This window comes from Lysinibacillus sp. fkY74-1 (assembly GCF_053165895.1).
Map to the genome: position 1 here is coordinate 1,554,668 of NZ_CP170173.1, position 25,792 is coordinate 1,580,459.

The following is a 25,792-nucleotide window of genomic DNA, read 5'->3' on the forward strand; positions in this document are numbered from 1 at the left end:
CAGTATTTACCACAAAACAAGTAGGTAAAGGTAAGGGTATCAAGAGATGCCATATTTTCGTAGTTGAAATGATGGACAAGACATACTCATCATATATATGTACTTGCTACGAAAAATATTTGCTTACGTGTAATTGATGAGAGATGAGGTGCAAAATTGTTAGTTATTCAGCAAACATCCAAATTATTAGATGAATGTGATCGATGTGTTTCACGTTTTTGGCAAATGCGTGAGGAGGACCGTACACCTGATTTTTTTCAAGAGGTGAAACCACATGCTGATAAAATTCACCAACTGTTGAAGGAATGGCAGCAAGAGGCCAATAAATGGATTCAAGAGAATCGACCGAAATATATGCATACACAACAAATTGCTTCAACGGTAGAATCGATGGAGCAATTTGTTGTGCAATCTTTTTATAAGGAAACAAGTAAAAAACGTTTTTTAGATGCTATTCATTCTACCTCCTTTACAATGAAAAACTTCGAACGACTGGTAAAGGAGGAGGCAGTAAATGCTATCGAAGAAACGAACGATTAGCGAGCTTTTACATGAATGGAGATATGATGAAGAATTAAAAGAACGCATTCTTCATTGGCAAACACTTGAAGCCCGTCCTGCTAGTTATGCTTCTTTCCCAGAAAATTTACATCCTTCTTTAGTGAAGGCTTTAAAGGCAAGAGGGATCGAGCAACTTTATACGCATCAGCGAGAGGCCTTTGATTTGGCACAGAGTGGTACATCTTTTACGGCTGTTACACCAACCGCATCAGGTAAATCGTATTGCTATCATTTACCGGTGTTGCAAAAAATAGTAGAGGATAACAACGCACGTGCCATTTATTTATTTCCAACAAAGGCTTTAGCACAGGATCAAAAAAATGACTTGAATGAACTTATTGAACAAAGTGGTGAAGAAATTTTAAGTTATACTTATGATGGTGATACGGCTCCAGGCATTCGTCAGAAGGTTCGTAAAGCAGGACATATCGTTATGACGAATCCTGATATGCTTCATTCAGGAATTTTGCCACACCATACGAAATGGGTATCGCTATTTGAAAATTTGCAGTATATCGTTATTGATGAATTGCATACATATAAAGGGGTATTTGGTTCTCATGTTGCTCATGTTATTCGTAGATTAAAACGCATATGTGAATTTTATGGTAGTAACCCTGTGTTTATCTGTACTTCAGCCACGATAAAAAATCCTAAGGAGCTGGCAGAGCTGCTAACAAATGAATCACATGCGCTCATCGCAAACTCTGGAGCACCTGTCGGTAAGAAAACATTTCTTTTCTATAATCCGCCCATTATTCACAAAACTTTTGGGGTGCGTAGAAGTGCCGTATTAGAGGTAAGTGATTTAGCAAAGAGGCTTTATATAGCTGGTATTCAATCCATCATTTTCGCTAAAAGCAGGGTACGGGTTGAAATGATTGTCACTTATTTAAAGGAACTCACACGCAATAAGCTGCTTGATGAATCCGTGCGTGGCTACCGAGGTGGTTATTTGCCATCTGAACGTCGGGTCATTGAAAAAGGCTTGCGTGATGGAACTATTCAAACCGTTGTCAGTACAAATGCGTTAGAATTAGGGGTCGATATTGGCCAGTTACAAGCATGTATTATGACAGGTTATCCAGGTAATATCGCAAGTGCCTGGCAACAAGCAGGACGTGCAGGAAGGCGGCAAGATGAGGCTTTAATTATCTATGTTGCACAATCGACTGCTCTTGATCAGTATGTGGTTAATCATCCTTTATTTTTACTTGGTAGTGCACCAGAGGAGGCACGTATTTATCCAGAAAATATGTTAATTCTAATGGATCATTTAAAATGTGCCGCTTTTGAATTACCTTTTTCTATAGAAGATACTTATGGTGAATATGACATACAAGAGTTGTTAGAGTATTTAGCCGAAGAAGGCGTTGTCTTTAAGACGAGTGATAAGTGGCATTGGATGAGTGATCGTTTCCCAGCACATGATATTAGCTTACGGTCTGCTTCGCAGGAAAATGTGGTAATTATTAATCTGTCTATTCCTGCCCAAACAAAGGTAATTGGAGAAATGGATCGTCATAGTGCCATGACATTATTACATGAGGAAGCGATTTATTTACATCAAGGGATTCAATTCCAAGTAGAGAAGCTCGACTGGGAAGAAAAGAAAGCCTATGTCCGTGAAGTCGACGTCGATTATTATACAGATGCCAATCTTGCCGTTGAAATGAAGGTATTAGAGGAAGATCGAAGCCGAGGATATAATGGTGGTACGATTAGCTTCGGGGATGTTGGATTAGTCGCACAGGCAACTATTTTCAAAAAAATTCGCTTTGGTACGCATGATAATATCGGATCGGGGCCCATTCATTTACCTCCAGATGAAATGCATACAAGTGCATCATGGCTTTCACTTCATCTAACAGAGCAATGGTCAGAGGCGGAATTGACAGAGGTAATGATTGGAGTAGCCTATGCCATGAATGCGTTTATTCCTTTGTTTATTCAATGTGATAGCAGTGATGTAGCAGTTGTCCCACAAGTTAAAGCATCCCATAATGAGTTGCCCACATTTTTTGTTTACGATAAATATCCTGGTGGGATTGGTTTAAGTGAAAAGGTCTATGACTTATGGGAAGATCTATTAATGAAAACCTTAGAGCATGTTTCAAAATGTCCTTGTGAATCTGGATGTCCATCATGTATTGGAGCGCAGGACAGTTTGCAGGAAGGAAAAAAGAGGGTCATTATACTTCTTCAGAGATTAAATCAAATTAATTAAAAAAGAAAAGAGGGCTTGTGGTATATCTGAATGATTTCCTCAAGCTCTCTTTATTTATCTATTAATGTATATACCTGACAATTTTTTTAGAAGGATTCATTTCTTTTTTTAGTATGGAACTAAGTCCTTTTACACTTTTTCCTCTACGTTTATTGGCAATGCAAGAGGTATATTAATAAATTTGTGAAGACAATACTGTTCTGATTCGAGTGCTGAACATTTGGTGTAGTAGAATAGTCAAAAATTAGTCGATAGAAATTTTGTGTTTCTCATGAAGTAGTATTGTACCATTTACTTTAACGACGATATTTAAACTGAGTAATCCACCTATTTTTACTTTTACTGTTGATACTGTTCCATTAGTTTCTGTAATTTCACCTTTCAATTTTACAAAGGGATAAACTTGTTTGAACATACTGTCTCTACTCTTTTTATCTACTACTTCATTATTAATATAAAGAACCTCTTCCGTCACAGCATTTACAATGCGAATAATATGCCCCTTATATTCTAACTGCCATACTTTAAATACTTCTTTTTCTAAATCCTCTGTTGTGTTTTTCCATTCTTTTTTTAGTTCTTCACGAAAATTTTTAAACAATGCGTTTCCTCCAAGAAAAGTTATTAATGATTACATAAATATTTTTACTTCATTTCAAAGTAAGGTGGCATTCATCTAACGCACCTTATATATGTAATTTCATTTTATAGAAAATACTTGCAATAGTACAAGCGAATTAGATAAAAGTGTTAGTTTTCTAGAAATAAAATTATTTAAATGGTCAACCAACAAGGATGCCGTAACTTTATGGAGAATGGACTTTTTAAATAATAATTCAATGTATGATTACACAATAATTAGAATTAAAAAGGAGTTAAGGCTAAATAAACTTTATTCAAACATGTTCGTGTTGATTAATTCGGGGCTTTGTCTCGTTTGTGTGACTTACACCAACAATTAGAAAAGTAAGGTAAAGAAAATTTTAAATATACAAATATTTGTTGAATGTTAACTTTAAGTAATATATAAATAAATAGGAATATATGGTTTTTAACTAGGAGGACAATTATTCTCTCCTAGTTAATCTGAAATGGGACATAATTTTATAGGTTTAATGACTATTTGATGAAATGGTGGTGGAATATGGTACAGACTCGAAATGTTGTATCTCAAGATGATGCGTTTCTTTACGAGTTATATATTTCTACACGAAAGAACGAGTTTTCGATGCTTGCCCTAGATGAACAACAATTACACGCGCTTTTACTAATTCAATACGAAGCGCAAAAGAGATTTTATCAACAAAATTTTCCGCAAGCAAAGCATGAAATTATTTTTCATGAAGGTTTGGAAATTGGTAGGATGATGACTGAATGTAAAAGTGGGAATATTCATTTAATTGATATTTCTTTATTGCCTGATTTTAGAGGTAAGGGCTATGGAACCAAGTTATTAAAGCAATTACAAAACAGTGCGGTTAGTCAGAATTTGTCTGTTACACTCCATGTATGGCATGGAAATCCTGCAAGGCGCCTATATGAAAGATGCGGATTTTACGTTACCGAAGACATTTCTCCGTATATTGCCATGAGGTTTGAGTCACTCGGTTAAAAGACTGAATTTTCAATTTATTCGAAAGGAGGTGAGAGTCAATGAGTGAGTCTTATTTAGGAGAGATTCGTATGTTTGCAGGAAACTTTGCTCCTCAGGGATGGGCTTTATGCAATGGACAACTTCTTAGTATTTCAGAAAATGAGGCACTTTTTGCTTTACTTGGAACAACATATGGAGGGGATGGTCAAACTACTTTTAAGTTGCCAGATTTAATGGGACGTGTTCCTATTCATGTTAGTCCACAGTACGGTATAGGTGTTGCTGGTGGTACAGAATTGATTACGTTAACTGCCAATCAACTGCCAAATCATACACATACTGTTCAAGCGGCTACAGCTGTTGGGAATACCTCAACACCGACTAATAAGCTGTGGGCAACGACAAGTGGATATTCTAATTACTCAAATGATAAAGATGGAGCTGGCAATCCGTTAACGCCAGTTACAATGAACGCTAATGCTAGCTCGGTTGTTGGTGGCAATCAGTCACATGACAACATGATGCCAACAGTAGCAATTTCCTTCATTATTTCGTTATATGGAGTATTTCCTACCCAGCCATAAAACATATGTACAAAGGAGGATGAAAATGGCAGAACCATATTTAGGTGAAGTTCGATTATTTGCGATGAATTATGCGCCAAGATACTGGTTATCTTGTGAAGGGCAATTGCTTCCTATTAATCAGTATCAAGCTTTATACGCGCTGCTAGGAACGGTTTATGGAGGGGATGGGGTAAAAACATTTGCCTTACCGGATTTGCGAGGACGTGTCCCAATCCATGTAGGTCCTTCATTACCTTTAGGAACAAAGGCGGGTGAAGTGACACATTCTTTAACAGTTAATGAAATACCTCAACATACTCATCAAGTGTACGGCTCATCAAACCTTGCAAGTGTACCCTCCCCTAAAGGAAATGTATGGGCACAAAAGGATAACTTATATGCAGATGGTCCGACTGTAACGATGAATTCAGCTGCATTATCTTCTGCTGGAGGAGGACAGGCCCATAATAATATGCAGCCTTATTTAGCCGTACATTTTTGTATCGCTACTCAAGGTATTTTTCCAACAAGAAATTAAGTAAAAGGAGTTGGTATGAATGGCAGATGCGTATATCGGTGAAATCCGAATTTTTTCAGGAAACTTTGCGCCAAAGGGGTGGGCGTTATGTAACGGTCAATTGATGAACATTCAGCAAAATACAGCACTTTATTCTATATTAGGTGTTCAGTATGGTGGCGATGGGAAGACAACCTTTGCATTACCGAATTTAATGGCGTCAGCACCTATGAATCAAGGATCAGGAATGGGATTAACACCGCGAAAAGTTGGTGAAGCGGTAGGAACACAAACAGTGACGCTTTTGGAGTCCCAAATACCTGCTCACTCTCATACTCCAGTAGCTATACAAAGTGTTGGAACGTCAGGTAATCCGATTGGTTTATTTTGGGCAGAGGGTGTAGGGGCCGGGAGACCACCCAAACAACCACATTTGTATGATACCAATTTGGATGTTCAAATGAACACGCAAGCTTTAGGTTTGACAGGTGGGAGTCAGCCACATAATAATATGCAGCCCTTCTTGGTGATGAATTATATTATTTGCTTACAGGGTGAGTTTCCATCTAGAGGGTAACAGGAAATTTAAAGGGGTGGAACTATGAATCGATCGCAGGCTTTCAAAAATGGCAGGAATGGGATTAAAATGGTCCGTAAAAAAATGAGATTTTATGTCCGTATTTTAATAGTCTTAATTTTAATGATGGCATCGATTGGCTATATCCCTGCCATAGAGGTAGAGGCTGCGGTGAATGGAACTGCTGATGGTACATATGATTTCGGTGGATCTGTCAGTGGTGATAACAGTGCGGGTGCAGGATTTTCAACCTTTTCGGATAAGTTTATAATAAGCAACGGTTTTGCAGTTGATCCAGCAACATCACAATTGTATACACAAAATTATACACCTAAGGCTCAGGAAACTCTGATTATTAAAGCAGAGGGAGGGAATATATGTAAAACATTCACGTTTAAAGACTTAGGGATAAGTATTGTTCCAGATCTTCCTAAACTCACATTTAGTAAGCTTTCCTTAGTTGTAAAAGATACGAATGGAGCTACGTTAGGCTCTCACTCAATTGCTAATAAGGAGATCTCTGGGAATGGAATGATCCATCAATTAAGTACTCTCTTAAATAATGGTAATGAATTTGATTACAATGGTGCTGAATCCTTAGAAATTACGTGGCAATTTGATTTCCCTACTAATGATCCAAATACAGAGCCATCAAACTTAAACTTTGATAATATAACAATTGCCAATGTGAGCGACAGTTTTTCTGATACTCAAACTCCTACAATATCAAACAAAACAATTACATCTTCAAATGTCAGTACAACAGGTGTAACGCTTGGGTGGGAAAAGGCAACAGACGATGTGACACTACAGGGCGATTTAGAGTATCGAGTCTATCAATCTAGCAGTAATAATATGGATACTGTTAGTGATATCGAAGTAAATGGTTTAGCATTAGGAACTGGATTTTCAAAAGATTTAGAAGTATTTAATGTGACGGGGTTATTACCAAGTACGACATATTATTTTAATGTCATTGTAAAAGATGCTGCAGGCAATAAAAGTGCTTATACAATGAAGTCGGTGACGACCTCTATTCCTGCTAATGCTCCAACTGTAACTACAAATACTATCCCATCTAATGTGACAACAACAGGTGCAACGGTTGGTGGGGATGTTACAGCTGATGGTGGAGCGATAGTTACAGAAAGAGGAATTGTTTATGCAACGACTGCCAATCCGACGACCAGTAATAGTAAAATAACGATAACAGGGACAACAGGTACTTTTACTGCTGACCTAAGTGGGTTAAATCCAAATAAGACGTACCATTACAGAGCATATGCGACAAACTCTATAGGTACAAGCTATGGAAGTGATCAAACCTTTACAACAGGGTCATTAAGCAATAATGCAGACTTAAGCAACTTAACCCTTTCAACAGGAACGTTAAGTCCAGCCTTTGCTTCAGGTACGACAGATTACACTGCAAATGTAGCTAGTAATGTAGGAAATATTCAGGTTACACCGACATTAGCTGATAGTTATGCAACGCTAACGCTGAATGGGGCAGCTGTCACAAGTGGAATTGGTAAGGATATTGCCTTAAATGTCGGATTAAACACCATTACTATTATTGTAACTGCACAAAATCAAACAACAAAAATTTATACGATTACAGTTACTAGAGCAGCACCAACATATACAATTGATACAATCAGTAATCAAATGTTCCCAGCACTAACAGCTGGATACACAAGCGGCACTCAAGAAACAAAAACGTTAACAATCGCAAATACAGGAACAGGTAGTTTAGCGAATGTATCGGTAGCGATAAGTGGTGCTAATGCGGATGATTTTGATATTACGCAACCATCAGCGACGAGCTTACCAAGTGCGGGTAATACAATATTTACCGTGAGGGCAAAGGATGGCTTGGCGGTAGGAACCTATACAGCAACGGTAACGGTAAGCGCGACAAACCTAACACCAGTGACGTTTACAGTTACGCAAGAAGTCCAAGCAAATTCAGTAACAGCTCCAGATGTGCCAACGAATGTATTGGCAACGCCAGGTGATAGTTATGTAAGGGTAAGCTTTGATGTCCCGACCAATAATGGAGGTAGTACGATTACTGGATATACAGTTAAAGTTTATGTAGGCGGAGTGGAGCAGCCGATGTTAGCGAAAATAGGGACGTTAAGTCCAATCATAGTAACGGGATTAACCAACGGGACAGCCTATACATTTAAAGTGTTAGCAACTAACATTGCTGGAAATAGTGGAGAATCTATGGCATCAAATGTGGTGACACCAGTAGCTCCTACTGCCCCAGGTCAGCCAACCATACCGGTGCCAACACCAAGCTCACCAAGTTCACCAACAACATCAACGAAAATTCAAGTTGGTCTAGAAATAGATGGTGATAACCCACTGGAAAAAACTACGATTGAGATTGAACGCACAAAACATGCCAATGGTGAAATTACAGATTTCGTAGCTTTAACTGAATCGAGTGCCAAGGCAGCCATTGAAAAAGCGAAGCAAATTGACAATAACATTGTTCGTATTGTTCTCCCTGATGTTAATGATGAAATAGATAAAGTAACAGTAGAAGTTCCAAAGCAATCTCTACAATTACTACGTGAAAACGGATTATCGCTGGAAATTGCTACAGAGAATGGACTTGTTACAATTCCACATAGCTCAATGAAGGGGATAGAAGATAATTTCTATTTCCGCTTAGTACCAGTTAAAAAGAATAGTGAGCGTCAAGCCATTGAAGAACGTGCCCGTGTAGAGCGCGTAGTACATGAAGCTCTTGAAAGCAATAATGTGCATGTAGTGGCGCGTCCAATGACCATTGAGACTAATATGCCAAATCGTCCTGTGCACGTAACTTTGCCATTAAAAGGCGTGAAAATCCCAGTAAATATAGTAGAGCGTAAGGCGTTTCTTAAGCAATTAGCTATGTTTATTGAACACTCTGATGGAGAGAAAAAAGTGGTTCTTCCTGAAGTTGTAACAATGGTGAAGGGGGAGCTAGGTCTTCGTTTTACCGTTGAGAAGTTCAGTACGTTTACCATCATTCAGGTGAATAGGACAAAACCACCTTTAGAAGTAAATAAACATGAAGCCTATATTAATGGATTCCTTGATGGTACATTTGGTCCTGAAAAAAATGTAACGCGGGGGCAAGTGGCAACGATGATTGCCCGTATACTAGGCTATACAGATGGTACAGTGGACACAACACCATTATTCCGGGATATTCCAAGTGATTATTATGCAGCGGGTCCCATTGCCTTTATCAAAGAGCGGGGCATTATGAATGGGGATATCTATGGTAATTTCCGTGCAAGTGATAACATTACACGTGCGGAAATGGCAACTGTAGTGGCAAACTTTAAGCAACTTCACATTGAAGAGAATCAAAATATTACATTCAAGGATACAAAAGGTCATTGGGCACAGTGGATTATAGAGGCGATACGTACAGCAGGTATCATCAATGGTCAATCAGACGGTAGTTTTGCGCCAAACGAACCTGTAACCCGTGCTCAAGCAATAGTGATGATGAATCGCATGTTAGAGCGTGGTCCACTACAAGGTGTAACATCACCAAGTTTCCAGGATGTTAAAGAAACACACTGGGCGTTTGAAGAAATTGAAGAAGCGGCCAAAACTCATACGTATGTTATCGATCAAGATGGTAATGAAAAACTTTCAAAATAACAAATAGCAAAAGCAGACTAGGGAGAGAGAGCCTTGGTCTGTTTTTTTGTATATGAAAAATTGCACGGACAAACTGGAACTCGTCATCACCCTTAATTTCAGATAGAAGAGAGAAACTATTGGTAAGACATTATAATAATTACTGCACAGCGTATTGAATTTGTTCAGATGCCATTAAAGAAATATTAAGTAAGAATTTCCTGTGAAGAAAATTTTGAATGAGTCAAGCAATCGTGGTAATCTTGCAAGAGAGTCTTATATTATAAGCAGAAAATGAGTGAACTACATGTCTTACGAGAATAAAATACTACAAATGAAAAAAATGCTTAGTAAAAAACCAGCGGTAGCTCAACAAAAGGTAGAGGAACCAGCTTTTCAGAAACCAGTCAAACCAAGCTATACCAAGCGATGGGAAGAGGCTGGGCTTAAGGTTGTGGAAAATGACTTTGGTATTGTATTTAAGCGCCATGTACAGTATCCATTTTCTTTTCAGCATGGTCATTATCGGCTACAGTCATTTTTTGATGCTTTGAAAAAATGGCAGGATGCTTCATTTGATCATCCATATGCACTGGACTTACATGAGCCTGTATTATTTTTTGATACGGAAACGACAGGCTTAAAAGGTGTGGGCACACATATTTTTTTACTTGGTTTTTTAGAGGTAGACGAAGAATGTTTTAGTTTGACACAATATATTCTAGCAGACCCTGCACATGAGGCGGCATTTTTGTTTGAATCGAAACTGTGGCAAAAATCTGCAACAGTCATCACATATAATGGTAAAAGTTTTGATTGGCCGCAGCTTGAAACTCGCTGGACACTGCATCAAAAAACATTACCAAAATTACGATCACAACGACAAATTGATTTATTGCATAGTTCGAAGCGTTTATGGAAAAATGATATGGAGCGCTTAAAATTAAAATCTGTGGAGGAAGAGAAGCTTGGTTTCTCTCGGAAGGGAGATATTCCTGGTCATCTTGCGCCAATTATTTATTTAGATGCTGTGAAAAGTGGCGGACCAGATGCTCTTATGAAGGTTTTGCTTCACAATGAGTGGGATTTACTGTCGCTTATCACGCTTTATAGTCACTCCACTCAGCTCTTGTTTGAAGAGGGGCATGAAGAATCTGCAAAAACCTTTACCAACATTGGGAAATGGTATGGTGATTTAAAAGAAAGCACACAAAGTGTTAAGGTGTTAGAAAGGGTGACTACGCAATTTGATGCGCTGGAAGCGGGTAATGCGCACTATTATTTAGCACTACAGCACAAAAAGAGTAAACGCTACAGTAAAGCTATAGATGCGTTTGTAGCCTCTCTCCATTTTGTTGAAGCAAGAACAAAGTTGCATGTCCTTGAGCAGCTAGCCATACTTTATGAGCACCAAATGAAAGATTATAAGCAGGCCCTTTATTATACGCAACAAGGCATACATCTCATTCAAAGGAATGAGCAATGGAGAGCAGAACAAAAACAAAAATGGGTAATTTCTTGGGAAAAGAGGTTGCTCAGATTAGGAAATAAGAAATAATTTCCCAGGTAATCGCATAAAACGACAAGTTTAGCTTACAATTGGAGTTTTCAGACGATATAATGTGATGAAGTATGCTATAATGTATTCGTGTATGTAGTGTGAGGAAGGGCGATGTGAATGGACATTAAATTAACGTCAAAAATGATCCTTGAAAAGGAATTTAAAAAGAACTTTAAAGGCTATAATGTGGAAGAAGTAGATTCATTCCTTGATGAAATAATTCAAGACTATGAAACGTTTGAAAAAGTGATGGCCCAACTACGTGAAGAAAATAGACAGTTAAAAGAAGAAATTGATAGTACACCAAAGAGACAACCGGTTGCTTCTGCAGCAGCTGGTACAACAAATTTTGATATTTTAAAACGTCTTTCAAATTTAGAAAAACATGTATTTGGTAGCAAGCTATACGAATAATTTTAGTCAATTATATTGTATTTAACATAAAACTCTAGTATAATCTTTCGTATCATCATGAAATTCTGGTAATCGCTGCGGCGCTAGACGTCGTAGAGGAAAGTCCATGCTCACACGGTACTGAGATGTCCGTAGTGTTCGTGCTTACTGAAAAAATAAGGTAAGGCAGCTGTTAAAGCTGACGGCGGAAGGAAAACCTAAGTTCTTGGATATGGTTGACACTTCCTGAAAGTGCCACAGTGACGAAGCTTGCTTGGAAACTTGCAAGGTGGAACGAGGTAAACCCCACGAGTGAGAAACCCAAATTATGGTAGGGGCACTCTCTAGAAGGAATTGAACGGATAGAGGGACAGAGCTAGCTCTGTAGATAGATGATTACTACCTGGTTGTACGAGGCGCAAGCTGTTTGAGTACTCAGGAACAAAACATGGCTTATGGAATTTTTTTGATGCTTATTTATGAAATAACAAGCGCTCTCCAACTCGGTGGAGAGCTTTTCTTTTGAGTTTATGAGGAAAAAGTAACCTAGTTAATCAAGTCTTGGTATGCGCGATACGTTTGAGAATGGCTACTTGCTAGCCTAGCCTCTATCGCTACCGCTTCTAAGTCACAATATCTGAAAACGGTGATTGCATCAATGTGTATTTATCTTGATTCAGCAAAAGTTTTGGTACCTAGCAAAATGTTAGATACACTTGACTCTACTCTATAGTAGCGAGAGTTTGCACATTTTCTTTTCCATTCAGGTGGTGATAGGACGACTGCTGAATCAAGTTCAAACCTCTAAGGATGTCACAGGTTTTTAAGACGAGTTTACGAGTTACTCGAAAAACTGTACACCATCTTTTTGGGGTGTCATTGATTTACATACGAGTTGGCCTGGCGTAAGTGCCCTTTAAAGGGGAGTATAGAGAGATAGGATGGGGCGGAACATGAACGGAGTAAATAATTGGGAAGGTATGGATAAATTGAAGTTGATTTCTCAATATCCTACTGCCTTAATACTTAAAATCTTCGAAAATGTATCTGAAGGTATCATGATTACTGATGAATACAAAAAAATAGTGATGGTTAATCCTGCCTTTGAATTTGTCACGGGTTATAAACGTGATGATGTGGTTGGAAAAACACCTGCCGTTTTACAATCAGGTGTACATGAATTACCGTTCTATTTAGAAATGTGGGAACAGATACGACAAGAAGGAATTTGGCAAGGAGAAATATGGAATCGTCGTAAAACTGGAGACGTATATCCTGAATGGTTAACAATTGTTTGTGTAACCAACGATGAGGGGAAGGTTACAAATTATTGTGGTATTTTCACAGATTTGTCTGAAAGAAAAATAGTAGAAAACGAATTAGAAAAACGTTTACTGACTGATTCCTTAACAGAAGTATCTAATCGTTTTGCTTATATCGAGAGAATGGATAATCTTTTAGAATCAACTTCTGCTATTTCTCATTCAGTACAGCATGCGGTCTATTTTTTAGATTTGGATAGATTTAAGCAAATTAATGATACATTGGGTCATGCTGTTGGAGATTCAATTTTAATAGAAGTTGCCAAACGACTAAAACAGTTACTGAAAAACAAAGATATTATTGCAAGATATGGCGGAGATGAATTCGTCATTACATTAACGAATGTAAAAAATGTAAAAGAAGCTGCAAAATTTGCTGAACAAATAATAAGTAATATAGAAAAGCCAATGATGATAAACGGTCAGGAAGTTTTTATTTCTACAAGTATTGGCGTTAGTGTCTATCCAGTAGATGGAAGAAATACAGAAGAACTGATTAATTGTGCTGATAGAGCCATGACTTACTCTAAGAAGAATGGATTGAACGGCTATTCTTTTTATTTTGATGAGCTGCAAACAGATGCACAGCGTGTCTTATTGCTAGATTCAGAGTTAAGAAGAGCCATTGATAATCGTGAGTTTGAACTGCATTTCCAACCGAAAATTTGTATGGACAATGAACAAATTCAGGGGTTAGAGGCATTGGTCCGCTGGAATAATGAAAGACTTGGCTTTGTCTCACCTGGAGAGTTTATTCCTTATGCAGAGGAAACAGGGTTAATAATACCTTTAAGTGAAGTCATTCTGGAAAAGGCGTGCGAGGCAGTTATTCAAATGCAAAAATATGGGTGGAAAATACCAGTGGCCATTAACATATCAAGCATTCACTTTAAACAGCATAATTTTTTAGATTCGATACAAACAATATTAGAACGCTATAATATGCCAGCAAACAATTTTGAAATAGAAGTGACGGAACGAACAGTGATGAATAGTGCTAACGAAACTGTTAGTAAGTTAGTTCGTTTGAAACAATTAGGCTTTAAAATCTCCATAGATGATTTTGGGACAGGTTATTCGTCCTTGAGCTATTTAGTGCGCTTTCCACTCGATTGTTTAAAAATTGATCGAAGCTTTATTCAACATATTGGCTCGCTCGATGAAAAACAGGCAGTTGTAGATGCTATTATTCAAATGTCCCATCGCCTAAAAATGAAAGTTGTGGCAGAAGGTGTAGAACAGGCACAACAAGTGGATATACTACGTAAAATGAACTGTGATATTATTCAGGGCTATTATTACAGCAAACCATTACCATTAAACGACCTCATGGAGTTTATGGAATATTGGGAAATTGAGCATCAAGGAAGGAAATAATCTATGGCAAATTATCAATTAGTAGCAACTTCAGCAATGGGTTTAGAGGCAATTGTAGCCCAAGAAGTAAAAGCACTTGGTTATGAAACAACAGTTGACAATGGTAAAGTATATTTTCAGGGTGATGAAACAGCGATTGCGCGTGCTAATCTGTGGCTACGAGTAGCCGATCGTGTCAAAATTGTCGTTGGACAATTCCCTGCAAAATCATTTGAACAATTATTTGAAAGTGTAAAAGCTTTACCTTGGGAAAAATATTTACCTGTGGATGCTGCCTTTCCTGTTTCAGGGAAATCGGTTAAATCGAAATTATTTAGTGTGCCGGATTGCCAAGCTATTACTAAAAAAGCGATTGTTGAACGAATGAAGCAGCATTATAAGCGACTTGGCTTTTTAGATGAATCAGGTGCCACTTACAAAATTGAGGTTTCGATTTTAAAAGATGTGGCGACACTAACGATTGATACATCAGGCGCTGGTCTTCATAAACGTGGCTATCGTCAAGCACAAGGGGAGGCGCCGTTAAAAGAAACATTAGCGGCTGCACTTATACAAATTTCAAAGTGGAATCCAAATCGTCCGTTTGTTGATCCATTCTGTGGTTCGGGGACAATTGCTTTAGAGGCAGCCATGTTTGGACAAAATATAGCACCAGGCTATAATCGTGAGTTTATTTCTGAAGACTGGCCATGGATGAAAGCGCAAATCTGGGATGCAGTCCGAGATGAGGCAGAAAGTTTGGCCAATTATGACCAACCGTTAGAAATAGTAGGTTCTGATATTGACCATCGCATGGTAAGCATTGCACAAGAAAATGCTACAGAAGCAGGATTTGGAGAGCTGATTACATTTAAGCAAATGCAAGCACGTGATTTCACGACTCAGTTAACAGATGGTGTCATGATCGGTAACCCACCATACGGAGAACGTATTGGTGATGTGGACGTTGTAGAACAGGTTATCCGTGATTTAGGAAAAGTTATGAAAAACTATCCAACCTGGTCTGTATATATGCTATCCTCCATGAAAAATTTTGAAGAATTATATGGACGCCAAGCGACGAAAAAACGGAAATTATTTAATGGGTTTATCGAAACAAATTATTATCAGTTCTGGGGACAAAAGTCTAAAAGAGATTAACGAATAGTAACGGAAGATAAGATTTTTTCTTATCTTCCGTTTCGTCGCGTATAATAGCACCAGATAGTAAGAGGGGGAACATCAATTGCGTAAATCTTTACCATTTGCATTATCAAAGGACCGATCATTTTTCGATTCACTAGGTGACTGGATGGGTGACGTCCTTTATGATGAATTGCCTGAAAAAGGCTTTGAATGTCGTGATGAGCAAATCTTTATGGCTTATCAAATAGAACAGGCGCTAAAAGAAAAAAACGTACTCTTTGCAGAAGCGGGTGTTGGAACTGGGAAAACAATAGCCTATTTACTTCCGGCTATTTCTTATGCACGCTATACAGGGAAACCGGCACTTATTGCATGTGCTGATGAAACATTAATCGATCAGCTCGTTAAAGAGGGCGGAGACATCTATAAGCTACAAAAAACGCTTGGTCTGGAAATTGATGTTCGCTTAGCCAAATCACGGGACCAATATTTATGCTTAAAACGCTTTGAGGAAGCTGAAAAAGTTGAATCAGATGAATGGATCGATGATATTTCGTTCTCCATTCCGGATGGTGTGTATGCCCAAGGTTCCATGATTGCTATTCATCCATATGGAGAACGTAGTAATTATCCAACTGTCAGTGATGAGGATTGGCAAAAAGTTAATTACAACTCGATTATGCAATGTTCTGTTTGTGATCTCCGTAATCGTTGTGGGCAAACTTTGCATCGTTCCCATTACCGCAAATCAACGGATCTAGTTATTTGTTCCCAAGACTTTTTAATGGAACATTTAGCTACCAAGGAATCTCGTGAGCGTGAAGGACAGCTTGCCTTACTGCCAGAAGTATCTATGATGGTTTTAGATGAAGGACATCTGTTAGAATACGCTGCGCAAAAGGCTATGACTTATAAAGTACAGGCAACAACAATTGTCCAACTTTTAGAGCGATTAATGGTGGATGGTGTACGAGAACGGACATTGTATGCCATGGAAAAATTACAAGATGATCACGAGCTATTTTTTGATCAACTTCGTGATGATATCGTTGCTTCTGATGAGGATCGTAAACGTATCAATAAATCCAAAACATTGCTTGCTTATGGCAAACAATTAATAAATGATGTGGAAGTATTGATGGAGGAATTTGTTTTTGAATCTGAAATGTATATGATTCCTGAATATGAGTTAAATATGGCAGAAGAATATTTAGAACAATATGAGGCTTCTTTACGTATTTTCATAGCACAAGGAGATGCAGTGGATTGGCTTGAGGAAACAGACGGTGAGGAAACGTTGGTGATAATGCCTCGATTGATAACAGAAGTTTTAGCAGAAAAACTATTCTCTAAAAAGCTTCCAATCGTTTTTTCGTCTGCCACTTTATCCGTCAATAAAGACTTTTCTTATATCGCGTATAGTTTAGGTATTCGAGAGTCCCAATCATTTTCAGTCCCTTCGCCATTTGATTATGAGGAAGTAATGAAAATCTATTTACATGAGCTTCATCAACACGATAAAACCGCACGTGTACAGCAATTACTGCGAGATGGTGAGCAAACATTAATTCTATTTAAATCCAAGCAAGCCATGTTAAAATTTAAAGCAGAATTGCCATTAATGGAGCGTATGCATGTCGCATTCGAAGGTGATCGAGAGCTATCAGCCATTGTTCGAGATTTCCAGCAGGGAACCGTTAAAACATTATGCTCATATCATTTATGGGAAGGCTTAGATTTACCTGAAGAAGCATTAACACGTGTTATTATTTATGATTTACCGTTTCCTCCAAAGGATCCGTTATTTGATGCGAAGCGTACGTTTGCTGAAAATCCATTTGAAGAAGTGGAGTTACCGTTTATGCAATTACGCTTGCAGCAAGGAATGGGTCGTTTAATTAGGACGTCAAACGATCATGGTGATATTCATATTTTGTTGAATGAGGAAGAACAAAAACAACGCGCAGCCTTTGAAAATATATTAGCTGTTGCACCTGAAATAAAGTAGAAAAAAGAGAGTTTGCTGAATCAGCAAGCTCTCTTTTTTGATATATTAAAATAATTATTTTTCTGTTGCTGTATAATGTAATAATAAAAAACTGTTGAATATTTCTCTTTTAAGCTATATAGTTCTTTGTAATGCAACGAATTTTGATGAAAGAAAATATTTTTTGTATTGAAAATAATTTCACAAAAGGTTTATAATAATGACAAGAATTTTTAAGAATAGTCAAACTGATTGTTGATTATTCAGTGATAGGGGGCTTTAACCTGTCGAACATTCAATCATTGTGTAGAAACTATACCAATCTATCGGCAACGGATATTGACAAGTTAATAGAAATAGAAGCGACGCTAAAGTATTATGCAGAGCTTACTGATTGTTATATGTTCATAGATTGTATGATGGATAATTTATCACATGCAATTGTCGTGGCAGAAGCGTTCCCTAAAAAGGAAAAAGGTTTATATGAAAAATCGGTAATTGGAAAATTTGTTTTTGAAAGTTTTGAACCAGCTGTATTCACTGCGTTTAAGCAAAAAGAAAAATCATCGATTTCCAGAGCCGTTACACAAGAAGGCATTACAGTCGAACAAAATGTGATTCCGATCTTCAATGAACAACAGCGAGTAATTGCTGTATTGATTCAGGAAAAGATGGTGAAGATGCAAACGACACCAAAAGATGACTTTCAAAATATGCCTTTTGCATTAATTGAACATATTGTAGAACCTAATTCTCAACCGATACCAGTTGTTTCTGATTTACTTGTAGAGTCAATTATTCTTACCAATCACGAGAACAAAGTAATCTACAGTAATCCCGCTGGCTATCATTTTATTTCGGAACTTTCGGGATTAGAAAACTTTGACAATGTTGCATTGGATAAAATCTTACCGTTTTTACAGGAGGTCTATGATAAAGGCGATGATGTCTTTTTCCTAGAAATTACAATTGAACGTAAATCCTTTATCGTGAAGAAAATTCCAATTCGCAGTCATAGTGACAAGGTCACACTTCTCATTATTCATGATCTAACAGAGTTAAAGCTGAAAGAAAATGAACTTATGATGAAAACATTTGCGATACGAGAAATTCACCACCGTGTGAAAAATAATCTTCAAACAGTGACAAGTCTGTTGCGTTTGCAAATGCGCAATGAATTGTCTGCTGTCAATGCAAGTGCTTTTCAGGAGGCGTTAAATCGAATATATAGCATTTCATCTGTATATGAGCTTATTTTAGAAAATGAGGATAACGCTGAAGAAAAAGTAGACGTTATTGCATTGGCTAAAAAAATTGGACATAAAATGATTGGCACGTCCAATACAGCAACTATTCAACTAGCATTTCATCACGATCATTTGCAATTATTTTGCCATTCGAAAAAGGCAGTATCCCTTGCACTCATTATTTGTGAGCTACTACAAAATGCATTAAAGTATGCTTTTGTTGGTCGCGATGAAGGAGCCATTGATATTCATTTCATGCAGGAGGCTTCAAGTATATCACTTCATATTTCTGACAACGGCGTTGGAATGCAAGAGGTGAAGGCATCATTTGGCATGGAAATTATCACAAGGCTTGTGGAATATGATTTAGCTGGCTCATTTTCAATTATCCCTAGTGAAGAAGGTACACATACTCAAATTCAGTTTCCTGTAAGTGAGGAGGTATTTATCGTAAATGACTAGGAAAGTTATGATTGTCGAAGATGAATCATTGATTGCGATTGATTTGAAGTTTATGCTAGAGGATAATGGTTACGAAGTCGTAGCTCAAGCTAATAATGGAGAAACCGCCATTGAGCTAGCCTTTTTGCATAAACCACAATTAATTTTAATGGATATTAAAATGCCTAAACTAGATGGTTTAAAGGCAAGTAAGATTATTGAACAACAGCTTGGCATACCTGTTCTCTTCATCTCGGCATATAGTGAAAAAGAATTATTACTATACATGAAGCAGGATAATATATTAGGATATGTTATGAAACCGTTTTCCGAAAAGAATGTGTTGCCTGTGTTAGAGGTTGCTTTTCATCAAATTGATAAGTTCAATCGTCTCAATGGGGAGATTTTACATAAGCAAACACAATTGGATAAGCGAAAAATCATTGAACGAGCTAAAGGATTGCTGATGCAGGCTGAAAATATAAGCGAGGACGAGGCTTATCGCAAAATTCGCAATGAAAGCATGCAAACACAACAAGAAATGGTGCATATTGCGGAGCAAATTATTATAAACTTACAAGTCAATAGTTGAAGCAAAGGCGCTTTAAAGAGATTTCTTCTTTAAAGTGCCTTTTTTTATATAAAAAATTTATTAATCATAAAGGGGTGATGAGTAAGATGGCAATGATAGGAACGATTATCGTTTATATTATTATGATTTGTGCTGTTTTAGGGGCAATCGGAGCAATTCGAGATGCTGAGTATGGAATTGGTAAAGAATTTATGAATGGTATCCATACAGTTGGTCATATTTTCGTCCCAGCAGCAGGGATCATGGCAGCTATACCTTACTTAACATGGTTTATTAGTCATTTTATTAGTCCGATTTTTGAGTTAATTGGTGCAGATCCTGCGATTGCAGCGACCACTATTTTAGCTTCGGACATGGGTGGCTACCAATTAGCCAATGCGTTAAAAGAGTCTTATGAGGGATGGGTAATGGCTCTAGTCGTTGGATTTATGTCAGGTGCTACTATTGTATTCTCGATTCCAATGGGTCTTGCGATGTTAGATAAACGTGACCATAAATATATGGCGCTTGGTATTATGGCTGGCGTATTAACAATTCCGATTGGTGCATTTATTTCATCGATTATGATTGTACTATTTAACACAGAAGTGCGTGAAGTGATTAGTACAACAGAGGCGCCTACATATGTATTTGCCATTTCTGTTTTACAAATTTTAATCAATTTACTGCCTTTGTTCATCTTTGTTGTGTTAATTGCGTTAGGCTTAAAGCTTATTCCAAACGGCATGATTGCAGGCTTCATGCTATTCGGCCGTGTGATGGATGCAGGAATCAAATTGGTATTGGTGTTCTCGATTGTTGAAATTTTTACAGGTATTTTTACAAAAATATTTGGTGCATGGGGCTTCGATCCGATTATGGCTGATGAGATCGATCAATTCCGAGCATTAGAAACGGCTGGTTATATAGGTATTATGCTAGCTGGTGCATTCCCAATGGTTTATTTAATTCGAAAATATGCTTCGAAACCACTTGAAGCGGCTGGTAAAAAATTAGGACTATCATCTGTTGGTAGTGCGGGAATTTTAGCAACAATTGCTAATATCTTGGCGATGTTCACGCTTGTTCGTCATATGCCACCAAAAGATAAAGTGATTAATATTGCATTTGGTGTTTGTTCAGCATTTTTATTAGGCGATCACTTATCATTCACAGCTAATTTCCAGCCAACTATTATTTTACCTGTTATTGCTGGTAAGTTTTTAGCGGGTGTGATTGCGATTATTTTAGCGTATAAGCTTTCTGTACCGACGGCATTAAGGCTAGAAATAGAAGACCGCAAGGCTGGCATTATAAAAGAAGGCGAATATTTAGATCAAAAATCTTAATGGATTAAAAAGTGAGGTGATGATGTGTGAGTGAAGAAAAGAAACGATTTATTCAGGAGTTTGTGCCGGGTAAACAGCTAACATTGAGTCACCTTATTGCGAACCCTGACCCAGAGATGTTTCAAAAGCTGGGTATTCAAGAATCGGGTGCGCTAGGTATTATGACGTGTACTCCAAGTGAAACGGTCATCATCGCAGGGGATTTAGCGACCAAGGCTGCGAATGTAAAATTAGGATTTTTAGACCGTTTTACAGGCAGTCTTGTTATTGTCGGTAGTGTATCAGAGGTGGAAATGGCGATGTTAGAAATTAATCGTTTTTTATCCGAAGTACTAGGCTATACACCATCAAGAATAACAAAATCATAGGATGTGTCGTATGAAAAATCGAGTAATGATAATAGGCGGTGTGCAAGCAGGAAAGTCAACATTGATGAATACTTTGTTGGGCAGAGAAAGCAGTGCTAATAAAACACAAGCACTCGTTTATGAAGACTGGATTGTCGATACACCTGGTGAATATATTGAAAATCCCATGTATTACAGAAACATTATGGCCACTTCGTTGGAAGTAACACATGTCATTTATTTGCAGGATGCCACATCTTCAAGAAGTGTGTTTCCTCCGCAATTTAGTCTAGGGATTCCGAAAATACAAATCGGTGTCATTACAAAAATTGATGCACCTGATGCAGATGTTGAAAGAGCTACAGGTTTATTAAAAAATGTGATGACACAGGGCCCTATCGTGAAAACTTCTTCGTGGAAAAAGCTTGGCGTTGAATGGATTGCTCCACTTATTCAGCTTCATACAAACGAAGAAATTCAACAATTCGTGAAGGATTGCGATAGTCCATATCTCATGTATTGCTCACAGTAGCGAGAGGGTGGTGTAGGGTGAAGACTGAAAAAATTTATAGTGCTGGTATTGATATTGGGACAAGCACGACAAAAATGGTAGTTAGTAGCTTTTTGTTAAAGAATGTGGCTGGCGTAACCCATGTGCCAAGGATTGAAATTATTGAGAAGACGGTGTTACATCAAAGTCCCATCATCAAGACACCTTTTATCAATAAAGACATCATCGATATGAAAAAAATTGAAGAATTCATTTTTCAGCAGTATCAATTGGCTCAAATCGCACCAACTGATATTTCAACAGGCGCCATTATTATTACTGGTGAATCTGCCACGAAGGAAAATGCAAGAGAGGTTGTCCATACCATTGCAGACGGCGCTGGTCATTTTTTAGTTGCTACTGCGGGTCCTGATTTAGAGGGCATTATTGCGGCTAAAGGGTCAGGTACATTACAGCAATCTAAAAATTCTTCTAAAGTGATCGCCAATATTGATATTGGTGGAGGAACTGCCAATATTGCTGTTATGCAATTTGGAGAGGTCATTGGTACATGTACCTTACATGTTGGTGGTAGATTGATTGAATTTAACAATGGGAGGATTCAATCAATTTCTCCGCCACTCATGGAACTAATGAAAAAATGGACTAATCCATTATCCGTAGGTGATGCGGCAGAAGATCCTCGAGTAACGCTATGTATAGAAGAAATGGTCGCCACACTTGCTTTAATCTTGCAGGGGCAATTTACGGATGACAGGCATCCATTATTACTTGGGCACTTGCCAAACTGGCATAAACCAGTAGATGCCATCGTCTTTTCTGGAGGGGTAGCCTCCTGTATTTATGAAAATGAATGTACACTTCGTCAATATGATGATATTGGTGAGCGATTAGCGAAAATGCTAGTACAGCACGAGCAACTGCAATCATTTTTATGGCTACAGCCTAAAGAAACTGCTCGTGCGACAGTCACTGGGGCAGGGACACAAACTACTGAAATTAGTGGGGCAACCATCCAGGTGGATGCCGAGGTGTTACCGCTTAAAAATGTTCCTGTTTTTAACTGCCATATGGATGCAACAGCAATCGACTTTAATAGTACGGTGAAAACAGCGGTGCAGCGAGCAGATGATTTATTTGCGATACAGGAAAATCGTGCACCATTTGCACTCTATTTTAGTGAATTGCCGTATTTAAGCTTTCAGGATGTACATGCATTGTGTGAGGCTGTATTGCGACACTTGGCAACTAGATGCTCCAAGGACATACCAATTATCATAGTCATTCAATCAGATTATGCAAAGATTATTGGACAAACCATACAAGCAATCAATCCGGCAGTCCCAATTATTTGCATCGATCAAATTAAAGTGGAGACGGGGGATTACATCGACATTGGAGAGGTTCTGCCATCAGGCGTTGTTCCAGTTGTTGTGAAAACTCTTGCCTTCCACTCAAAGTAAGGAGGATGAATGTGAATTTATCGGTGATATTTGGTGGAGAGAAATATAACTTTAAATCATTAAAAGATGTCATGGCTAAGGCCAATGAAGAAAAATCAGGTGATCAGCTAGCGGGAATTGCAGCTGAAACCGTTCAACAGCGTATAGCAGCAAAGGCTGTACTAAGTGAGCTTCTAGTCAAAGATATTCGAGAAAATCCATTAGTGCCGCAAGAAAATGATGAGGTTTCACGCATTATTGAGGGCGACATTAATGAGCAAATATATGGAGAAATCAAAAACTGGAGCATTGAGCAGCTACGCGAGTACATTTTGTCGAATGATACTGGTGATCGCGAGCTAAAGCGTTTAAGCAAAGGGATGAATTCTGAAGTGATTGCGGCAGTCACGAAGCTAATGTCAAATCTAGATTTGGTTCATGCAGCCAATAAAGTAGAGATTTTATCCACATGTAATATTACTATCGGTCAAAAAGGTACGCTGTCTTCACGACTACAGCCAAATCATCCCACAGACAATATAGACGGTATTATTGCTTCCCTAAAGGAAGGTTTGTCCTATGGTATTGGTGATGCTGTCATTGGCATTAATCCTGTGGATGATTCAGTTGAAAGTGTCAAAAAGGTATTAACTGCCACAAAAGAATTTATTAATGATTGGTCAATTCCTACGCAGAATTGTGTATTAGCCCATATTACGACACAGATGAAGGCCATTAAACAGGGCGCACCCGCTGATATGATTTTCCAAAGTATTGCTGGCACTGAAATTGCCAACCGTTCATTTGGGATTTCAGCAGATTTAATACGAGAAGCAGAAGAGCTCATTAAAAAGCAGGGGACGGGTACGGGTCCGAACCTATTCTACTTTGAAACAGGGCAAGGCTCGGAACTATCAGCAGAAGCTCATATGGGCATCGACCAAGTAACACTTGAATCTCGCAATTATGGATTTGCTAGACATTTCAATCCTTATATCGTGAACACGGTAGTTGGTTTTATCGGCCCTGAGTATTTATATAACAATAAACAAGTAATACGTGCAGGTCTTGAGGATCACTTCATGGGCAAAATGCATGGTATCCCTATGGGGGTAGATATTTGTTATACCAACCATATTAAGGCAGATCAAAATGATGTGGAAGATTTAAGTGTGTTACTGACAGCGGCTGGCGTTAATTTTATTATTGCGGCGCCAATGGGTGATGATGTCATGCTCAATTATCAATCAATGAGCTTCCATGATGTAGCTACATTACTACAAACATTTGGAAAAAAACCAGCACCAGAATATTTAGCGTGGCTTGAGAAAATGGGCATTTATGAAAATGGTCGACTTTCAGCTAGGGCTGGCGATTTATCCATTTTTGAAAGGTAGGTGAGTCGAGTGAATGATCAATTAGTCTCTATGATTACACAACTTGTCATGGAAAAGATGGAGAAAACTACGGAGGGGCAAGCTTCTGAGGTAACCACAACACCAACAGAGCCGCTTATTAAGTTCTATGATACAACAGCTACTAGTGGAGCTACAGAAATAGCAGAACCTATGTCTACGTCTACAAAAAGTGAACCATTAATTCAACTGTATCAGCACGGAACGCCTCAGCAGGCACATATAGCTCCTGTAGCTTTTGAACAACCGTTAAATGTAGCTGTCCCGATTAAGCCTTTTCAGTTTGAGGCTGACACATTAACAGAAAGTATACAGGCGGCTAAAAAACATACACCAGCTCGGATTGGCGTAGGTAGAGCGGGAACAAGACCAAAAACAAAAACATGGTTAAAGTTCCGTCTCGATCATGCGGCTGCAGTGGACGCTGTGTATGGTGAAGTGACAGAAGACCTTTTACAAAAACTTGATGTCTTTCAAGTGACAACGAAAGTAACAGATAAAGAGGAATACATTACAAGACCGGACTTAGGTCGTCGTTTATCAGATGAAGCCAAGTCATTAATTCAACAAAAGTGCAAGCAACAGCCGAAAGTACAGGTCATTATTTCCAATGGCTTAAGTGCGAGTGCGATTGAGGAAAATGTACAAGATGTTTATTTAGCGCTTCAGCAAAGTCTTAGCAATTTAAATATTGATTTAGGCACAACCTTCTATATTGATAAAGGCCGAGTGGCTCTCATGGATGAAATCGGGGAGTTGTTACAGGCAGAGGTTATTGTTTATTTAATTGGTGAGCGACCTGGACTAGTATCGGCTGAATCGATGAGTGCTTATTTATGCTATAAACCTAGAATCGGCACAGTAGAAGCAGAGCGCATGGTCATATCTAATATCCATAAAGGCGGCATCCCTCCATTAGAGGCGGGTGCGTACCTTGGAACCATCGTACAAAAAATCTTGCATTATCAGGCAAGTGGGGTAGAGCTTGTCGCAAAAGAAGGTTAGGAG

At 38.2% G+C, this 25,792-nt stretch carries 21 protein-coding genes and 1 other RNA gene; 21 read left to right on the forward strand and 1 reads right to left on the reverse strand.

What is annotated here, in order from left to right; genetic code table 11:
• Nucleotides 1-156: 156 nt before the first annotated feature.
• Together ACE1MS_RS07320 and ACE1MS_RS07325 are read left to right on the forward strand one after the other, a co-directional pair.
• A complete protein-coding gene (locus ACE1MS_RS07320; protein WP_031419398.1) occupies nucleotides 157-540 on the forward strand; it encodes a YppE family protein in 384 nt (127 codons plus the stop codon).
• On the forward strand, nucleotides 515-2,788 hold the full coding sequence (locus ACE1MS_RS07325) for a DEAD/DEAH box helicase (RefSeq protein WP_332291550.1): 2,274 nt from the start codon (nucleotides 515-517) through the stop codon (nucleotides 2,786-2,788). The genes ACE1MS_RS07320 and ACE1MS_RS07325 overlap by 26 nt, the downstream gene beginning before the upstream one ends.
• Nucleotides 2,789-3,032: 244 nt before the next feature.
• Here ACE1MS_RS07325 and ACE1MS_RS07330 read toward each other — a convergent pair whose 3' ends face one another.
• Nucleotides 3,033-3,389 (reverse strand): hypothetical protein, encoded by a 357-nt coding sequence (locus tag ACE1MS_RS07330; protein WP_012293749.1) that lies wholly within the window; start codon nucleotides 3,387-3,389, stop codon nucleotides 3,033-3,035.
• Nucleotides 3,390-3,932: 543 nt separating this feature from the next.
• Between ACE1MS_RS07330 and ACE1MS_RS07335 the strand changes: the two genes are divergently transcribed.
• From ACE1MS_RS07335 to eutC, 19 genes are all read left to right on the forward strand, one after another.
• Nucleotides 3,933-4,400, forward strand: a complete 468-nt coding sequence (locus ACE1MS_RS07335; protein WP_036166069.1) for a GNAT family N-acetyltransferase — start codon at nucleotides 3,933-3,935, stop codon at nucleotides 4,398-4,400.
• Nucleotides 4,401-4,441: 41 nt separating this feature from the next.
• Nucleotides 4,442-4,966: a phage tail protein gene (locus tag ACE1MS_RS07340; protein ID WP_012293751.1), complete on the forward strand. Its 525-nt coding sequence runs from the start codon at nucleotides 4,442-4,444 to the stop codon at nucleotides 4,964-4,966.
• A gap of 25 nt (nucleotides 4,967-4,991) precedes the next feature.
• Entirely contained in the window at nucleotides 4,992-5,486 is a 495-nt protein-coding gene (locus ACE1MS_RS07345; RefSeq protein ID WP_031419402.1) for a phage tail protein, read from the forward strand.
• A 19-nt stretch (nucleotides 5,487-5,505) separates the two neighbouring features.
• A complete protein-coding gene (locus ACE1MS_RS07350) occupies nucleotides 5,506-6,042 on the forward strand; it encodes a phage tail protein (RefSeq protein ID WP_012293753.1) in 537 nt (178 codons plus the stop codon).
• Between the two features lie 24 nt (nucleotides 6,043-6,066).
• On the forward strand, nucleotides 6,067-9,717 hold the full coding sequence (locus ACE1MS_RS07355; RefSeq protein WP_447402800.1) for an S-layer homology domain-containing protein: 3,651 nt from the start codon (nucleotides 6,067-6,069) through the stop codon (nucleotides 9,715-9,717).
• Nucleotides 9,718-10,003: 286 nt separating this feature from the next.
• The gene (locus tag ACE1MS_RS07360; RefSeq protein WP_447402801.1) at nucleotides 10,004-11,254 is read left to right on the forward strand and encodes a ribonuclease H-like domain-containing protein; all 1,251 of its coding nucleotides are present in this window, start codon (nucleotides 10,004-10,006) and stop codon (nucleotides 11,252-11,254) included.
• A 120-nt stretch (nucleotides 11,255-11,374) separates the two neighbouring features.
• A complete protein-coding gene (gpsB, locus tag ACE1MS_RS07365) occupies nucleotides 11,375-11,671 on the forward strand; it encodes a cell division regulator GpsB (protein WP_031419413.1) in 297 nt (98 codons plus the stop codon).
• A gap of 60 nt (nucleotides 11,672-11,731) precedes the next feature.
• Nucleotides 11,732-12,111, forward strand: an RNA gene (gene rnpB, locus ACE1MS_RS07370) — RNase P RNA component class B.
• A gap of 492 nt (nucleotides 12,112-12,603) precedes the next feature.
• On the forward strand, nucleotides 12,604-14,349 hold the full coding sequence (locus tag ACE1MS_RS07375; protein ID WP_012293757.1) for a putative bifunctional diguanylate cyclase/phosphodiesterase: 1,746 nt from the start codon (nucleotides 12,604-12,606) through the stop codon (nucleotides 14,347-14,349).
• 3 nt (nucleotides 14,350-14,352) lie between these two features.
• Nucleotides 14,353-15,489 carry a THUMP domain-containing class I SAM-dependent RNA methyltransferase gene (locus ACE1MS_RS07380; protein ID WP_012293758.1) on the forward strand — a complete coding sequence of 379 codons (1,137 nt, stop codon included), beginning with the start codon at nucleotides 14,353-14,355 and terminating at the stop codon, nucleotides 15,487-15,489.
• An 85-nt stretch (nucleotides 15,490-15,574) separates the two neighbouring features.
• On the forward strand, nucleotides 15,575-17,482 hold the full coding sequence (locus tag ACE1MS_RS07385; RefSeq protein WP_012293759.1) for an ATP-dependent DNA helicase: 1,908 nt from the start codon (nucleotides 15,575-15,577) through the stop codon (nucleotides 17,480-17,482).
• Nucleotides 17,483-17,763: 281 nt separating this feature from the next.
• Nucleotides 17,764-19,170 carry a sensor histidine kinase gene (locus ACE1MS_RS07390; protein WP_230584368.1) on the forward strand — a complete coding sequence of 469 codons (1,407 nt, stop codon included), beginning with the start codon at nucleotides 17,764-17,766 and terminating at the stop codon, nucleotides 19,168-19,170.
• Complete coding sequence (locus ACE1MS_RS07395) at nucleotides 19,163-19,741, forward strand: ANTAR domain-containing response regulator (protein ID WP_031419416.1); 579 nt, start codon at nucleotides 19,163-19,165, stop codon at nucleotides 19,739-19,741. Before ACE1MS_RS07390 ends, ACE1MS_RS07395 begins: the two co-directional genes overlap by 8 nt.
• An 86-nt stretch (nucleotides 19,742-19,827) precedes the next feature.
• Complete coding sequence (gene eutH, locus ACE1MS_RS07400) at nucleotides 19,828-21,069, forward strand: ethanolamine utilization protein EutH (RefSeq protein WP_012293762.1); 1,242 nt, start codon at nucleotides 19,828-19,830, stop codon at nucleotides 21,067-21,069.
• Between the two features lie 26 nt (nucleotides 21,070-21,095).
• Nucleotides 21,096-21,437, forward strand: a complete 342-nt coding sequence (gene eutS / locus ACE1MS_RS07405) for an ethanolamine utilization microcompartment protein EutS (RefSeq protein ID WP_012293763.1) — start codon at nucleotides 21,096-21,098, stop codon at nucleotides 21,435-21,437.
• 10 nt (nucleotides 21,438-21,447) lie between these two features.
• The gene (locus tag ACE1MS_RS07410) at nucleotides 21,448-21,948 is read left to right on the forward strand and encodes a EutP/PduV family microcompartment system protein (protein WP_012293764.1); all 501 of its coding nucleotides are present in this window, start codon (nucleotides 21,448-21,450) and stop codon (nucleotides 21,946-21,948) included.
• A 17-nt stretch (nucleotides 21,949-21,965) separates the two neighbouring features.
• Entirely contained in the window at nucleotides 21,966-23,390 is a 1,425-nt protein-coding gene (locus ACE1MS_RS07415) for an ethanolamine ammonia-lyase reactivating factor EutA (RefSeq protein WP_012293765.1), read from the forward strand.
• Nucleotides 23,391-23,395: 5 nt separating this feature from the next.
• Entirely contained in the window at nucleotides 23,396-24,766 is a 1,371-nt protein-coding gene (locus tag ACE1MS_RS07420; protein WP_012293766.1) for an ethanolamine ammonia-lyase subunit EutB, read from the forward strand.
• A 9-nt stretch (nucleotides 24,767-24,775) separates the two neighbouring features.
• Nucleotides 24,776-25,789 (forward strand): ethanolamine ammonia-lyase subunit EutC, encoded by a 1,014-nt coding sequence (gene eutC, locus ACE1MS_RS07425; RefSeq protein WP_036215424.1) that lies wholly within the window; start codon nucleotides 24,776-24,778, stop codon nucleotides 25,787-25,789.
• Nucleotides 25,790-25,792: the final 3 nt, after the last annotated feature.

What these genes read in the sequence shown, in the direction of transcription:
- ACE1MS_RS07380 (WP_012293758.1), top strand. Translation starts at nt 14,353, where the DNA reads ATGGCAAATTATCAATTAGTAGCAACTTCAGCAATGGGTTTAGAGGCA.
- ACE1MS_RS07410 (WP_012293764.1), top strand. Translation starts at nt 21,448, where the DNA reads ATGAAAAATCGAGTAATGATAATAGGCGGTGTGCAAGCAGGAAAGTCA.
- ACE1MS_RS07420 (WP_012293766.1), top strand. Translation starts at nt 23,396, where the DNA reads ATGAATGTGAATTTATCGGTGATATTTGGTGGAGAGAAATATAACTTT.
- eutH (WP_012293762.1), top strand. Translation starts at nt 19,828, where the DNA reads ATGGCAATGATAGGAACGATTATCGTTTATATTATTATGATTTGTGCT.
- ACE1MS_RS07350 (WP_012293753.1), top strand. Translation starts at nt 5,506, where the DNA reads ATGGCAGATGCGTATATCGGTGAAATCCGAATTTTTTCAGGAAACTTT.
- ACE1MS_RS07355 (WP_447402800.1), top strand. Translation starts at nt 6,067, where the DNA reads ATGAATCGATCGCAGGCTTTCAAAAATGGCAGGAATGGGATTAAAATG.
- gpsB (WP_031419413.1), top strand. Translation starts at nt 11,375, where the DNA reads ATGGACATTAAATTAACGTCAAAAATGATCCTTGAAAAGGAATTTAAA.
- ACE1MS_RS07345 (WP_031419402.1), top strand. Translation starts at nt 4,992, where the DNA reads ATGGCAGAACCATATTTAGGTGAAGTTCGATTATTTGCGATGAATTAT.
- ACE1MS_RS07395 (WP_031419416.1), top strand. Translation starts at nt 19,163, where the DNA reads ATGACTAGGAAAGTTATGATTGTCGAAGATGAATCATTGATTGCGATT.
- ACE1MS_RS07340 (WP_012293751.1), top strand. Translation starts at nt 4,442, where the DNA reads ATGAGTGAGTCTTATTTAGGAGAGATTCGTATGTTTGCAGGAAACTTT.
- ACE1MS_RS07360 (WP_447402801.1), top strand. Translation starts at nt 10,004, where the DNA reads ATGTCTTACGAGAATAAAATACTACAAATGAAAAAAATGCTTAGTAAA.
- ACE1MS_RS07375 (WP_012293757.1), top strand. Translation starts at nt 12,604, where the DNA reads ATGAACGGAGTAAATAATTGGGAAGGTATGGATAAATTGAAGTTGATT.
- ACE1MS_RS07325 (WP_332291550.1), top strand. Translation starts at nt 515, where the DNA reads ATGCTATCGAAGAAACGAACGATTAGCGAGCTTTTACATGAATGGAGA.
- ACE1MS_RS07335 (WP_036166069.1), top strand. Translation starts at nt 3,933, where the DNA reads ATGGTACAGACTCGAAATGTTGTATCTCAAGATGATGCGTTTCTTTAC.